This is a genomic window from Streptomyces sp. NPDC005805 (assembly GCF_040630445.1).
Lineage (GTDB): Bacteria > Actinomycetota > Actinomycetes > Streptomycetales > Streptomycetaceae > Streptomyces.
On the sequence record NZ_JBEXXN010000051.1, the window covers coordinates 1 to 13828 of the forward strand.

Annotated in this window: 10 protein-coding genes and 1 pseudogene; 5 read left to right on the forward strand and 6 right to left on the reverse strand. The window is 74.5% G+C overall.

What is annotated here, in order from left to right:
* Window positions 1-88: 88 nt before the first annotated feature.
* Complete coding sequence (locus tag ABZ457_RS23780; RefSeq protein ID WP_359160565.1) at window positions 89-1165, reverse strand: helix-turn-helix domain-containing protein; 1077 nt, start codon at window positions 1163-1165, stop codon at window positions 89-91.
* Between the two features lie 278 nt (window positions 1166-1443).
* Window positions 1444-3084, reverse strand: coding sequence for an ABC-F family ATP-binding cassette domain-containing protein (locus ABZ457_RS23785; RefSeq protein ID WP_359160568.1), 1641 nt, complete (start codon window positions 3082-3084; stop codon window positions 1444-1446).
* A 572-nt stretch (window positions 3085-3656) separates the two neighbouring features.
* Between ABZ457_RS23785 and ABZ457_RS23790 the strand changes: the two genes are divergently transcribed.
* Window positions 3657-4628, forward strand: a complete 972-nt coding sequence (locus tag ABZ457_RS23790; protein ID WP_359160570.1) for an FAD-dependent oxidoreductase — start codon at window positions 3657-3659, stop codon at window positions 4626-4628.
* A gap of 107 nt (window positions 4629-4735) precedes the next feature.
* On the opposite strand, the gene ABZ457_RS23795 is transcribed toward ABZ457_RS23790, so the two are convergent.
* From ABZ457_RS23795 to ABZ457_RS23810, 4 genes are all read right to left on the reverse strand, one after another.
* Entirely contained in the window at window positions 4736-6451 is a 1716-nt protein-coding gene (locus ABZ457_RS23795; RefSeq protein WP_359160573.1) for a BCCT family transporter, read from the reverse strand.
* 126 nt (window positions 6452-6577) lie between these two features.
* The gene (locus ABZ457_RS23800; RefSeq protein WP_359160576.1) at window positions 6578-7858 is read right to left on the reverse strand and encodes a M14 family metallocarboxypeptidase; all 1281 of its coding nucleotides are present in this window, start codon (window positions 7856-7858) and stop codon (window positions 6578-6580) included.
* Window positions 7855-9885: a Xaa-Pro dipeptidyl-peptidase gene (locus ABZ457_RS23805; protein WP_359160579.1), complete on the reverse strand. Its 2031-nt coding sequence runs from the start codon at window positions 9883-9885 to the stop codon at window positions 7855-7857. The genes ABZ457_RS23800 and ABZ457_RS23805 overlap by 4 nt, the downstream gene beginning before the upstream one ends.
* 74 nt (window positions 9886-9959) lie before the next feature.
* A complete protein-coding gene (locus tag ABZ457_RS23810) occupies window positions 9960-10403 on the reverse strand; it encodes a hypothetical protein (protein WP_359160582.1) in 444 nt (147 codons plus the stop codon).
* 146 nt (window positions 10404-10549) lie between these two features.
* On the opposite strand from ABZ457_RS23810, the pseudogene ABZ457_RS23815 reads away from it, so the two are divergent.
* The 4 genes and pseudogenes from ABZ457_RS23815 to ABZ457_RS23830 form a co-directional block, all read left to right on the forward strand.
* Window positions 10550-10813 (forward strand): annotated as a pseudogene (locus tag ABZ457_RS23815) (UTRA domain-containing protein); the annotation flags it as partial.
* 150 nt (window positions 10814-10963) lie between these two features.
* On the forward strand, window positions 10964-12511 hold the full coding sequence (locus tag ABZ457_RS23820; RefSeq protein ID WP_359160585.1) for a M1 family metallopeptidase: 1548 nt from the start codon (window positions 10964-10966) through the stop codon (window positions 12509-12511).
* A gap of 58 nt (window positions 12512-12569) precedes the next feature.
* Window positions 12570-13157: a sugar O-acetyltransferase gene (locus ABZ457_RS23825; RefSeq protein ID WP_359160589.1), complete on the forward strand. Its 588-nt coding sequence runs from the start codon at window positions 12570-12572 to the stop codon at window positions 13155-13157.
* Entirely contained in the window at window positions 13157-13702 is a 546-nt protein-coding gene (locus tag ABZ457_RS23830) for a TetR family transcriptional regulator (protein ID WP_359160592.1), read from the forward strand. Before ABZ457_RS23825 ends, ABZ457_RS23830 begins: the two co-directional genes overlap by 1 nt.
* Window positions 13703-13828 lie beyond the last annotated feature (126 nt).

The following is a 13828-nucleotide window of genomic DNA, read 5'->3' on the forward strand; positions in this document are numbered from 1 at the left end:
GCGGCAGGACCGCGACCTTGACCGGCGCGATGCGCGGGCCCACGCGCAGCGCGTGGGGGCCGGCGCCCGCTCGTCGGGACGACGGTCGTCAGCCCGCCGGAACCACGGAGCCGCGTCCTTGACCGGCGGCGACGGGCCGTTGACTCGCCGCGCCGCGCTCGGCACCGGCCCGCCGGGGCGCGGACGCCCGCAGGGACGACCGCCGGAAGTCGCTCGGGGTCGTGCCGTACGCGGCGTGGAAGGCGCGGCTGAAGTGGGCCGCGGCGGTGAAGCCCCAGCGGGCGGCGACGGCGTGGACCGGGGTGCCCAGCAGGGCCGGGTCGGCGAGGTCGCGGCGGGCGCGTTCCAGCCGCTGGCGGCGGATCAGGCCCGCCACCGTCTCCTGCTCGCCCTCGAAGAGGCGGTGCAGCTGGCGGGTGGAGAGATGGTGGGCGGCGGCGACCGTGCCGGGGGTCAGCGCGGGGTCGTGCAGATGGCGCTGGATATGGGCCCGGATCCGGCGGACCTGGTTCCGGGTTCTGGTGCGTTCCGGGAGTCCGGCCTCCGCGTCCGTCTCCTGGGCGACCATCCCCGCGACGAGATCGACGAGCACGGTGCCGAGGCGGGAGGCGTCCTCCTGCCGGTACGAGCCGTCGTCCTCGGTGAGCCGCACCAGGAACTGGGTGACCATCGCGCCGAAGCCCCGGGTGCCGGACAGCCGGCGTCCGACGAGCCGGTCCACACCCGATCTCCGGGGGCTCGGCAGCAGCACCTTGGGGATCTCCACCCCGACCCCGACGACCGGAGCGCGTTCGTCACCGGAGTCGACGTAGAAGGGGCGCGAGGTGTCGAGGAAGTAGAGGTCGTGGGCCCCGTGGGTGCTGCGTTCCTCGGCGTGGTCGACCCGCAGGGAACCGCTGCCGGGCAGCACCAGCGTCAGATGGTAGCGCTCCGGGTCCGAGCGGCGGATGTGCCGCGAAGTGCGCCGGTAACTGCAGGAGTTGGCGGACAGCGGCCATACGGACACCGCGTCCAGCCACATCATCTGCTGGTGGGCGTTGAAGTCCTCGGCATGGACGCTGAGCGTGTCCAGCGGGGCGAGGGTCCGCCCCATGCACTCGCGCCACGCGTCGAATCGGTCCCCTCGTGCCATGTCCTCGGTCTGGAACGCGGTCTCCAGCAACACGTCCGCTCCCCCGTTTCCCGCTCCCCCGGCGCGCCGCCCGTGACGGCGGCCGTGGGCGGAGCCCCCGGCACCCGGCGGCCCCTCCCGCCTCTCGTGTCCCTTCCACGGTGGCGGTCGACCGCCCCCGCGTCCACAACGCACCGCACGGCGGCGGCGGTTCCCCGGTGTGAGATGCGGCACCCCACCGGGGGCGCGGAGTCGCGCCGTCCGGTGGCGGACGCGCGCACACCGGTGGTGGAGCGGCTGCTCGTCCTCGTCCCCGGCCCGGCGGGCCCGGCTCAGCGCTCCTCGGTGACCTTGCCGTCCGCGACGGAGAGGCGGCGCGTGGTGTGCACGGCGTCCAGCATCCGGCGGTCGTGGGTGACGAGCAGCAGCGTGCCGGTGTAGGAGGCGAGCGCGGCCTCCAGCTGCTCGATGGCGGGCAGGTCGAGGTGGTTGGTGGGCTCGTCCAGGACCAGCAGGTTGACGCCCCGGCCCTGGAGGAGGGCGAGGGCCGCGCGGGTGCGCTCGCCCGGGGAGAGGGTGGTCGCGGGGCGCAGCACATGGGCCGCCTTGAGCCCGAACTTGGCGAGCAGGGTGCGGACTTCGGCCGGTTCGGTGTCGGGTACGGCGGCGCAGAAGGCGTCGAGGAGGGACTCGGTGCCGAAGAACAGCTTCCGCGCCTGGTCGACCTCGCCGACGACGACGCCGGAACCGAGCGCCGCGTGGCCCGCGTCGGGCGTGATCCGGCCGAGCAGGGCGGCCAGCAGGGTGGACTTGCCGGCCCCGTTGGCGCCGGTCACGGCGACCCGGTCCGCCCAGTCGATCTGGAGGGACACCGGGCCGAGCCGGAAGTCGCCGCGGGCCACCTCGACGTCGCGCAGAGTGGAGACGACGGCGCCGGAGCGGGGCGCGGCCGCGATCTCCATGCGCAGCTCCCACTCCTTGCGCGGCTCCTCGACGGTGTCCAGGCGTTCGATCATGCGCTGGGTCTGCCGGGCCTTGGCGGCCTGCTTCTCGCTCGCCTCGCTGCGGAACTTGCGGCCGAGCTTGTCGCTGTCGGTGGCCTTGCGGCGGGCGTTGCGGACGCCCTTGTCCATCCAGGAGCGCTGCATCTGGGCGCGCCCTTCGAGGGCGGCCTTCTTGTCCGCGTACTCCTCGTACTCCTCGCGGGCGTGGCGGCGGGCGGTCTCGCGCTCCTCCAGATAGGCCGCGTAGCCGCCGCCGTAGAGGGTGATCTGCTGCTGGGCGAGGTCGAGTTCGAGGACCTTGGTGACGGTCCGGGTGAGGAACTCGCGGTCGTGGCTGACGACGACGGTGCCGGCGCGCAGGCCGCGGACGAAGGTCTCCAGACGTTCCAGGCCGTCCAGGTCGAGGTCGTTGGTCGGCTCGTCGAGCAGGAAGACGTCGTAGCGCGAGAGGAGGAGCGAGGCGAGGCCGGCGCGGGCGGCCTGGCCGCCGGAGAGGGCGGTCATGGGCTGGTCCAGGCCGATGGTGAGACCGAGGGAGCCGGCCACCTCCTCGGCCCGCTCGTCCAGGTCCGCGCCGCCGAGGGCGAGCCAGCGCTCCAGGCTCACCGCGTAGGCGTCGTCGGCGCCGGGGGTGCCCTCGGCGAGGCCCTGGGCCGCGGCGTCCATGGCCTCCTGGGCGGCGGCGACACCGGTGCGCCGGGCGAGGAAGGCCCGCACGGTCTCGCCCTCGCGCCGTTCGGGCTCCTGCGGGAGATGGCCGACGGCGGCGGTGGGCGGCGAGAGCCGCAGCTCGCCCTCCTCGGCCCGGTCGATCCCGGCGAGCAGCCGCAGCAGGGTCGACTTGCCGGCGCCGTTGACGCCGACGAGCCCGATCACGTCGCCGGGGGCGACGACGAGATCGAGCCCGGCGAAGAGGGAGCGGTCGCCGTGCCCGGCGGCGAGGTTCTTGGCGACGAGGGTGGCAGTCATCAGGCCCGCACTCTAGTACGCGGGGGTGGACGCCGGGCGCGGGGCGGTCCGCGGCCCGGGCCCGGGTCGGGCCCGGGCTGGGGCTCGGGCTCGGGCCCGGGCCCGGGTCGGCGGGAGGCCAGGGGCGCCCCGGGCGAGTGCGGCCCGGCCGGGCCGGTGCCCCGGGTTCCCAGTGGCGCGAGTGCGGCGGCCGGGGGACCTGTGGGCCGGGACCGCACCGGCCCGCCGGGGCGGGGGCGTGGGCCTGGGGCGACCCCGGCCTGGCGGCCGCGGGGGCTCCTGCGGTCGCGGGCGCGACCGGGAGCCGGGAGCCCGCCCGGCTCCCGGGGGCGGGAGCCAGGGATGCGGCCCGCGGGCCCGGCGCGGCCGGGGACGCGGGGTAGGTCGCAGACCAGCCCGGCAGGTGAAGCCGGAGCCAGGACCACCCGGCGTGCCGGGGCCGGGGCCGGCCCGGCAGGTGGGACCGGGCGGTTGCCCCGGGGCCAGTCCCGGGCATGGCCGGGGGCGCGGGGCCGGGTCGCCCGGCGGGCGTGGCCGGGGGCCGGCCAGGGGCCGTGGGCTACCGTCCCCGCATGAAGGACGAGGTGCTGGTGCTGGGCGGCGGCGTCATCGGGCTCGCCACCGCCGTCGAACTCGCGGAACGCGGCCACCGCGTACGGGTCTGGGCCCGGGAGCCCGCCGTGGAGACCGTGTCCGCCGTCGCGGGCGCGCTCTGGTGGCCGTACCGGATCGATCCGGAGGAGCTGGTCGGGGAGTGGGCCCTCGCCTCGCTGAGGGTCTACGAGCGGATGGCGGCGGCCGGGGTGGACGAGGGCGTGCGCATGGTGCCCGGGGTGCACGCCGAGGTGTCCCTCGCCGGGCTGGGGCCGTGGGCGGCGCGGGTCGCGGAGCTGCGGGAGGCCACGCCGCAGGAGCTGCCCGCCGGGGTGCCCTCGGGGCTGCGGGCCCGGCTCCCTCTCGTCGACATGCCCGTCCATCTGCGGGCGCTGGAGCGGCGGCTGGCCGCCGCGGGCGGGACCGTCGAGCGGCGCGCGGCGGACTCGCTGAGCGGCGCGGCGGCGGACACCGGCGCGGCCGTGGTCGTGAACTGCACCGGCCTGGGCGCCCGGGAGCTGGTGCCGGACCCGGGGATGTTGCCCGTCCGGGGTGTGCTGGTGCTGGTCGAGAACCCGGGCGTCACGGAGTGGTTCACGGCCGCCGACGCCGCCCGCGACGAGACCACGTACCTCTTCCCGCAGCCGGGCCGCCTCATCCTGGGCGGTACGGCACAGGCCGGGGCGGAGTCCCTGGTCGCCGATCCGGCCGAGGCCGCCGCGATCGTGGCGCGCTGCGCCCGCGTCCATCCGGCCGTCGCCGGGGCGCGGGTCCTGGGGTACCGGGTGGGGCTGCGGCCGTACCGGGCGGGCGGTGTGCGGCTGGCGGCGGAGCGCCTGCCGGGCGGGGGCGTGCCGGTGGTGCACAACTACGGGCACGGCGGCGCGGGCGTGACCGTGGCCTGGGGGTGCGCGAAGGCGGCGGCGGACCTGGTCGACGCGTTGGGCTGAGCCGGGACCGGGGAGCCGCCCCGGACGCGGCCCGGCCCCGGGGCCCGTGACGGGCTCCCGGGGCCGGGCCGCTCCCCACGCGGGGAGCGGGGCCGTGCAGGGACGGTTCAGCGCGAGCCGACCGGCGGCTTGTCCGTCGGGCCGGGCTCCTCCGGCGCCGCGGTCGGTGTCCCCTCCTCGCCCGTGCCGGGGCCGATCTGGAGCTCGAAGTCGCCGTCGTAGTGCTCGTGTCCGGCGATCACCGCCGACTCGACGGCCTCGGTGCCCAGTTCGCCGCGCACGATCAGCGGGTCGTGGCGCAGGTCGCGCATGAGCGCCACGCACATGCCGATCATGACCAGCACAAAGGGCGCGGCCACCAGGATGGTGAGGTTCTGGAGGCCGGTGAGGGCGTCGCCCTCGCCCCCGCCGATCAGGAGCATGATCGCGGCGACCGCGCCGGTCACCACACCCCAGAACACGACCACCAGCTTCGACGGTTCGAAGGTGCCGCGCTGGGACAGGGTGCCCATGACGATCGAGGCGGCGTCCGCGCCGGAGACGAAGAAGATGCCGACGAGGATCATCACCAGAATGCTCATCACGGTGGCGATCGGGTACTCCTGGAGGACGCCGAAGAGCTGCCCCTCCGGCGTCGACTCGGCCGGCAGCAGGCCCTCGTCCTGGAGGGTCATCGCGGCCCCGCCGAAGACGGCGAACCAGATCAGGCTGACCGTGCTCGGGACCAGGATCACGCCGCCGACGAACTGGCGGATGGTGCGGCCCCGGCTGATGCGGGCGATGAACATGCCGACGAAGGGCGTCCAGGAGATCCACCAGGCCCAGTAGAAGACCGTCCAGCTGCCGAGCCAGTCGGCCACGCCCTCGCCGCTGCTGGCCTCGGTGCGGCCCGCGAGTTCGGGCAGGTCGCCGAGGTAGGCGGCGATGGAGGTGGGCAGCAGGTCCAGGACGATGATGGTGGGGCCGGCGATGAACACGAACAGCGCGAGGACGACCGCCAACACCATATTGGTGTTGGACAGCCACTGGATGCCCTTCTCGACGCCGGAGACCGCCGAGGCCACGAACGCGGCCGTCAGCACGGCGATGATGCCGACCAGCAGCGCGGTGCTGACCTTGTCCATCCAGTCCAGCTCGGTCATGCCGCTGCCGATCTGGAGGGCGCCGAGGCCCAGCGAGGCGGCGGAGCCGAAGAGCGTGGCCAGGATCGCCAGGATGTCGATGACCTTGCCGAAGACGCCGTTGACGTTCTTCTCGCCGATCAGCGGCTCGAAGACGGCGCTGATGGTCTGGCGCCGGCGACGCCGGTAGGAGGCGTAGGCGATGGCGAGGCCGACGACCGCGTAGATCGCCCACGGGTGGAGCGTCCAGTGGAACAGGGTGGTGGCCATGGCCGTCTCCATGGCCTCGGCCGCGTCCTGCGGATCGGTGCCCGGGGGCGGGTTGGTGAAGTGCGACAGGGGCTCGCTGACGCCGAAGAACATCAGGCCGATGCCCATGCCCGCGCTGAACATCATCGCGATCCAGGAGATGGTCCGGAACTCGGGTTCCTCGTTCTCCTGGCCCAGCTTGATCTTGCCGTAGCGGCTGATGGCGAGCCAGAGCGCGAAGACGACGAAGCCCGATGCCGCCAGCACGAAGGCCCAGCCGCCGTTGTGGATCAGCCCGCTGAGCAGGCTGCCGGACACGTCCTCCAGCGCGTCCGTCGCCGTCGCACCCCACACGATGAAGGCGATGGTGAGCACGGCGGCGACGCCGAAGACCACGCGGTCCGTTCTCTGCGGCGCCGTCTCGTGGGGAGGCTCGGGGAGATCCGCCGTCACCGACAGCTCTCCGCGGCCTGCCCTTCCTTCGTCATCCGACACAAGCGGCACCTTTCAACAGGGTTCTCGGGGAACCGGTTCTGGCCCTCCGCTACCCCCTACCACACGAGATGCACGTCAACCCGGTCAACAGGCGGCGACAGGCCGGGCCGCTGTGAGGTGATGGGCCGCGCGTCCGTCCAGGAGCAGCGGGACCAGTCCGCGCAGGGGCTGGCGCAGCGGCACGAGGGCGCCGTCCCGAACGGGCACGGAGAGCACTCCGTGCAGGGCCAGTTCGTCGCGGACCGCCGCGTACTGGGCGGCGTCCAGCCGGTAGGCGCAGGGCGGGGCGGCGATCGTCTCCTCCTCGGTCGCCGGGTCGTTGTCGGCGCCGCCGAGGTAGACCGGGCCGTGGTCGGCGAGGCCGGTGAGGCGGGCGGTCGTGGTGGCCGCCTCGATCGCGGCGCGCCGCTCGGTACTGAACGCGAACAGGCCGCCGAGGGCGGCGAGCTGGCTGTCGTGCCGGCGGCGGTGGTTGACGGCCGGGTCGTCCTTCTCCTGCTCGGTGAGAGCGTCGACGCGGCTCTCGATGAGCAGGCCGAGGGCGTTCTTGACGCCGGTCGCGTTGCGCAGGATGCGTTCCTGTCCGTCGCCGGCGGTCTGCCGGATCGGTTCGCCGGTGTCCGGGTCGGTCCAGATGCCGTAGGTGCCGGTGGTGTGTCCGGCGCGGGCGGCGGCGGGGCGGACGTGGTCCTCGCTGAGGCGTCGGGACTCGCGGTGCACGAGGGGGTGGGTGTTGAGGTTGCGGGGCCAGAGGTCGAAGAGGTCCTTGTCGTAGTAGGGCGGGGTGGCGCCGTACTCGTGGAGGTCGTAGACGAGGTCGGGCCGGTCGTCGCGGACGACGGCGGCCAGGGCGCGGGCCTCGGCGGTGCGCAGGGCGATGTGGTCGCGGTTGACGTCGGTGCCGTCGGCGTTGCCCCGGGTGTCGGCGGCGCGGCCGTCGGGGTTGGCGGTCGGCACGACGAGCAGCCGGGTGCGGGCGAGGAAGGCGCGTTCGGCCGCGTCGGGGGCGAAGGCGAGGTCGCGGACGGTGGTGAGGCACGCTTCGCGGCCCGACGGTTCGTCACCGTGCTGGGAGCAGACCAGCAGCACGGTGTGGGCGGCGTGGCGGGCGCCGAGGCGGACGAGTTGGAGGGGGCGCCCCTCGGCGGTGGCGCCGATCCGTTCGACGGAGGCGCGCGGGGTGCGGTCGACGGCGGCGAGGAGGTCCTGTTCCTCGTCCTGCCCGGTCCACCGGGCGCCGGCGCTGCGTTCGAAGCCGGTGCGGGGCGCGGGGTCGGCGGCGGCCTGGGCGGGGGCGTTGACGAGGGGGACGGCGAGTGCGGCGGCAGCGGCGGTGAGGGCGAGGGTGCGCAGGGACGTTCTCATCGGTCGCCTCCGGGGACGGGGTTGGCGGCGCGCGGGCCCTGGACGGTGGCGGTTGCGGATCCGTCGCGGGGGCCGGTGCCGGTGCCCGGCGGGGTGGCGCGCGGGGCGTGCGCCGATCCTGCGACGGCGCGGGCGAAGGCGGGCGCACCTCCGACGACCGGGAGTGTCGCGCGGGTGCGGGCCAGGTCGAGGCCGACCCGGCCGGGGGCGGCGGGCGGTTCGATCAGGTTCCGGTCGGTGCCGGCGACGATCAGCGCGAGCCGGTGGCCCTTGGGGACGACGTGGTCGGTGGCGTGCAGGTCGAGGGTGAGGGTGTACGGGCGGCCGGGTACGAGGTCCCGGGCCGTGGCGGCTCCCGCGTGGGTGTTGAGGTCGGCCCAGCCGCGGGCGAAGACGGTCGCGCCGACCCGGGTGGTGTCGGCGGCGGTTTCCTTGTAGCAGGAACTGTCCCCGGTGGTGCTCGGGCCCCAGCAGGCGCGCCGTTCCAGGGTGGTGATGCCTTCCCCGGGGGCCGCGTAGTCGCGGATCTCGGCCGGGCCGAGGTCCACCAGGACGGCGGTCAGATGGGCGCTGGTGGTGGACGGGGTGGCCCGTACGGTGACCTTGCCGGACCCGGCGAGGCGCAGGTCCCGGGAGAGGGGCCGGGTCGTGAAGACGGTCTTGGCGGCGGTCGGGGTGTCGGCGGAGGCGGCCCAGTCGGTCTCGTCGAGCGCGGGGTCGTCGGTGAAGCTCTCGGCGGCGCCGGGGCGGGCGGGCGTCAGGGACAGGGTGCCGACGCCGGGGCTCGGCCCTCTGCCGGGGCGCAGCACGGTGGGGGCGGTGGTCCGGGGCGGCCAGTGGCGGTCGGCGGTCCACTGCCCGGGAGCGCGCTCCACCTGGGACATGGGTTCGCGGTCGACGCCGTTGTCGTAGCCGAGGAGGTAGTGGTCGAACCAGCGGTGCAGGGTGCGCACCCACTCGGCGCGGCGGAAGTCGAAGGGGTCGACATGGCCGGTCTGGGAAAGCCAGATCCGCCGTTCGACGCCGTGCGCGGCGAGCGCGTCCCACCAGCGGCCGACATGTCCGGCGCGCACATTGAGGTCCTGCATGCCGTGTATGGCGAGCACACTGGCGCGGACCCTATGTGCGTCGGGCATATAGTCGCGTTCGTCCCACAGGGGGGTGCGGTCGCCGGAGCGGGGCGCGCCGTCGACGAGCTTCTGCTTGACGGCGCCGCAGCGGGTGCGGGCCTCGGGGCTCTCGACGTATCCGGCGAGCCATTCGGGGCCGGAACCGTAGAGCGGGGCGCCCTGGGAGAAGTAGTAGTCGTGCCAGGAGGAGATCGCGCCGATGGGCACGATGGTGCGCAGTCCGCGCACGCCGGTGGCGGCGACGCCGTTGGCCACGGTCCCGTCGTAGCTCTTGCCGATCATGCCGGTGGCGCCGTTGCTCCAGCTCGCGCGGGCGGGTTCGGCGCCGGTGCGGGTGGTGTAGGCGCGGGCGCGGCCGTTGAGCCAGTCGACGACGGCCTTGGCGGACCGCACGTCGGAGCGTCCGCCGACGTCCACGCAGCCGTCGGACCGGCTGGTCCCGGCGAGGTCGACGGCGAGGTAGGCGTAGCCGCGCGGCACGAAGTAGTTGTCGTAGTACAGCGGGAAGCCGACGGGCCGGCCCTGGGCGTCGTAGGTCTTGCGCTGGCTCTCGTTGCCGCGGCCGCAGCAGGCGTAGTAGGGGCTGGCGTCCATCACGACGGGGATCCGCCGCCCCTGCCGCGCGGGTTCGCGCGGCCGGACGATGTCGACGGCGACGCGGTCGCGCCGCCCGTCCGCGTCCTCGTCGAGCCCGGTGTCCACCCACACGGACTCGCGGATCGCGTCCTCGTAGGAGTGAACGGCCCTGCTCTCCCGGGGCCGTTGGGCCCCCTCCCCCGCCGCCGGGGCCGCCTGGGCGGCTCCGCCCGGCACGAGGCAGAGCGCGGCGAGGGTGGCGGCGGCGGCCACGGCGAGGCTTCTGTACGTCACGCGGGTTCTCCGCACACGTATCGGCATGGCGGGGACCGTACTGCGGTCAACTCCTGTGCGACAGGGGGCGTGTGAGCGGACGGGGTCGGTCCGGGTCCGGGTCAGCGGGCGGGGAAGGCGGCCAGCTCCCGTTCCCACTCGTCCGCCGCCCGCACGAGCCCGCGCGGGTCGACGGCCACGGGCACCGCGTGGGTGCCGCTGCCGCGGGGCGCCGCCTCCAGCGACAGATACACCCGCACCACGGCGAGCCCACCCCGCCACCCGCCCAGCCCGAACCCGAGCACCGGCTCCGTGAACGCCACCTCGGGCCCGGGCAGCCCGCCCCCACCACCCCCGGCCGGCTCGACCGCCCCGTCCGCCACGGCCCGCAGCCACCCGCCGATCCGCCGGGCCTCGTCCGTCAGCAGACACGCGTCCCGGAACCCCCACCGCCGCCCGTCCCCGGTGGCCACCGCCCCTTCGACCACCAGCCAGTTGTCGTCGTACGCGTCCCCCCGCGCGACCGGAAACTGATACCCCACGGGCCGCAGCGCGACGCTGTTCACCTGATCACTCAAAAGCACCGCCCGAGGATGCCACGGGGGTACGGGCGGTGGCGCGGGGATTTCGGGGGGCGCGGGCCCCGGGGGCGTGGGCATACCGTGGACCGGTCAGGCCATCACCGGGGAGCAGGTCGTCGCACGGCGGCGGGGTCATCGAACTCGACGGTGAACCCTGCGAGCTGACGGACACGTACTACCCGGCCGCGATCGCGCGCGGCACCGCGTTCGCCCGGACCGGCAGGATCCGCGGTGGTGCCGTCGCCCTCCTCGCGGAGCTGGGCCATATCGGCGCCCGGGTCCGCGAGGACGTGAACGCCCGCATGCCCGACGAGTCCGAGCGCCCCGTCGAGGCCATGGTCATGGTGAAGGCGGGCCACCTGTACGAACTCCGGTACGAGATCACCCCCGAGTAGGCGGGCGGGCCGCGCGGCCGCGCTGCGGGGGCGTGGCATGGGGATGGCAGTCATGTGAAAAGGCGTGGTTTGGTCCTGACCGGGGCGGGGTGGCGCGCCTAGGGTCCAGGTGTTCGTACAGACCTACGACACCTACGACTTGGAGCACCCGTGCACCGCAGACTCATCGTTCCGAGCGCGCTCGCGGCCACCCTTCTGCTGGCGATCCCGGCGTCGGCCGCGGGACCGGCGGTCGGGGCGCCGGGGATCGGGGACGCGTACTATCCGGCCGCCGGGAACGGCGGATACGACGTGTCCCACTACGACCTGCGGCTGAAGTACCAGCCGGAGACCGACCTCCTGGAGGGCACGGCGACGATCCTCGCCACGACCACCCAGGCGCTCAGCCGGTTCAACCTCGACTTCGGGCTGGACGTCCAGGAGGTCCGGGTCGACGGGCGGAAGGCCGCGTTCACCAAGGAGGGCGACCAGGAACTGGTCGTCACCCCGGCCGCGCCGCTCGCCAAGGGCAAGGCCGTGACCGTCGTCGTCCGGTACGCGGGCAAGCCGTCCGAGCTGAAGATCGGCGGCTGGACGGCCTGGCACCGCACCCCCGACGGCGGGGTCGCCGCACAGGAGCCCGACTCGGCCGTGTGGTGGTTCCCCAGCAACGACCACCCCCTGGACAAGGCGACCTACGACGTGTCCGTCTCCGTCCCGGACGGCAGCCAGGCCATCAGCAACGGCGTGCTCGTCTCGCAGAGTTCGAAGCTGGGCTGGACGCGCTACAACTGGCGCTCCGACAAGCCGCAGGCCACCTACCTCGCCACCCTCGCGGTCGGGAGGTTCGACATCACGACCGACACCACCGAGAACGGGCTGCCCGTCCTCAACGCGTACAGCAAGGACCTCGGGGACAACGCGGGCGCGGCGCGCGCCAGTCTGGAGCGCACCGGGGAGGTCGCCGACTGGCTCACCGGGCTGTTCGGGCCGTACCCGTACAACGCGCTCGGCGGCTATGTGCCCAATGTGACCAGCGGCTACGCCCTGGAGACCCAGACCCGCCCGTTCTACAGCCCCCGCCAGTTCGCCAACGGCTCGAACGTCTCGGTCGTCGTGCACGAGCTGGCCCACCAGTGGTACGGCAACAGCGTGTCCGTGAAGGGCTGGAAGGACATCTGGGTCAACGAGGGCTTCGCCCGCTACAGCCAGTGGCTCTGGTCCGAGAAGGAGGGCGAGGGCACCACGCAGGAGCTGGCGGACTGGGTGTACGCGCAGCACCCGGCCGACGCGCCGTTCTGGACGGTGAAGCCGGGCGACCCGGGCCCGGAGAAGCAGTTCGACATCGCCGTGTACGACCGGGGCGCGCTCGCGCTCCAGGCGCTGCGCAACGAGATCGGTGACGAGGACTTCTTCGCGATCCTCAAGGGCTGGCCGGCCAAGTTCGCGCACGGCAACGCCTCGGTCGGGGACTTCGTGCGGTACGCCGAGAAGGTCTCGGGCAAGCCGCTCGCGGAGCTGTTCGACACCTGGCTGTACCAGCCGTCCAAGCCGGCCGCCCCGGCGGCCGCCGAGGCCCGGATCGCCAGGGGCAAGGGAGAGGGCAAGAGCAGGGGGCGCGGCGGGGTGGTGGAGCCGAAGTCGTGGCAGAAGATCGCGGCGACGAACTCCGTCCATGACCACGGGGAGCACGGGAAACACGGGGACCACGCGCACTGAGACCGGCCCCGCGAGGGAGTAGCGTACGACCGTACACCTGTGGTGTACGGTCGTACGCATGACGGACCACTTCGCCGGTGACCCCCGCACCCAGCGCGAGCGCATGCTCGCCGGTGATCTCTACCTCGCCGACGACCCCGAGCTGGAGCGCGACGCCCGCCGCGCGGTGCGGCTCGCCGCCGAGTACGCCGACGCCTACCCCCGGGACCCGGACGCCGCCCGCGCGATCCTGGCCGAACTGCTCGGCGGGCTCGGCGAGGGGGCGCACATCCGGGCGCCGCTCACGGTGGACTACGGCAGCCACCTCACCGTCGGCGCGGGCACCTTCGTGAACGCCGGGCTGACCGCGCTGGACGTCGCGCCCATCACCATCGGGCGGGACTGCCAGATCGGGCCGAACGTCCAGCTCCTGACCCCCACGCACCCCCTGGAGCCCGGGCCCCGGCGGGACAAGCTGGAGGCCGCGCGGCCGATCGTGCTGGAGGACAATGTGTGGCTCGGCGGCGGCGTGATCGTGCTGCCGGGTGTACGGATCGGGGAGAACAGCGTGGTCGGCGCCGGGTCCGTCGTCACCCGGGACATCCCGCCGAACGTGGTCGCGGTCGGCAACCCGGCGCGTGTGGTGCGCCCGCTGCCGGGGATCTGATGGCGACCGGGCAGGCCGACCCCGAGCGCCGCGAGCGGATCATCGCCGCCGCGCTGGACGTGGTCGCGGACGAGGGCGTCGCGGGCGTCTCGCACCGCAAGGTGGCGGCGCGGGCCGGGGTGCCGCTCGGGTCGATGACGTACCACTTCACGGGCATGGACGAGCTGCTGCGGGAGGCGTTCACGCGCTTCTCGGACGGGGTGGTGGCGCTGTTCGAGGAGCGGCTGTCGGCGGCACGGACGCCGGACGAGGCGCGGGAGGCGGTCACCGGGCTGATCCACGAGCTGTCGGAGGGGCGGCAGCGCGATCTGGTGCTCACGCACGAGCTGTACACGCTGGCCGCCCGGCGCCCGGCCTTCCGTGAGCTGACCCGCGCCTGGATGCGGCGCAGCCGGGTCGCGCTGGAGCGGCACTTCGACCCGGAGACCGCCCGGCAGCTCGACGCCCTGATCGAGGGGCTGTCGCTGCACCGGGCCCTGGAGACCGCGCCGCACGGACGGGAGCTGACGGCGAGGGCGGTCGCCCGCGTCACCCGGATCGGGTAGGCGGGCCGGACCGCGCCCCGGTGGACCGCCACACGCCCGGTGAACCGCCTCCCGGCGGACCCCGCACCTGGGAGCGCTCTCAGTGCGTCTTCGTCTGCGGATATCCTGGTCGGCGTCGGCCGCCCG

What these genes read in the sequence shown, in the direction of transcription:
- ABZ457_RS23800 (WP_359160576.1), bottom strand. Translation starts at nt 7,858, where the DNA reads ATGAGAACGTCCCTGCGCACCCTCGCCCTCACCGCCGCTGCCGCCGCA.
- ABZ457_RS23790 (WP_359160570.1), top strand. Translation starts at nt 3,657, where the DNA reads ATGAAGGACGAGGTGCTGGTGCTGGGCGGCGGCGTCATCGGGCTCGCC.
- ABZ457_RS23825 (WP_359160589.1), top strand. Translation starts at nt 12,570, where the DNA reads ATGACGGACCACTTCGCCGGTGACCCCCGCACCCAGCGCGAGCGCATG.
- ABZ457_RS23805 (WP_359160579.1), bottom strand. Translation starts at nt 9,885, where the DNA reads ATGCCGATACGTGTGCGGAGAACCCGCGTGACGTACAGAAGCCTCGCC.
- ABZ457_RS23785 (WP_359160568.1), bottom strand. Translation starts at nt 3,084, where the DNA reads ATGACTGCCACCCTCGTCGCCAAGAACCTCGCCGCCGGGCACGGCGAC.
- ABZ457_RS23830 (WP_359160592.1), top strand. Translation starts at nt 13,157, where the DNA reads ATGGCGACCGGGCAGGCCGACCCCGAGCGCCGCGAGCGGATCATCGCC.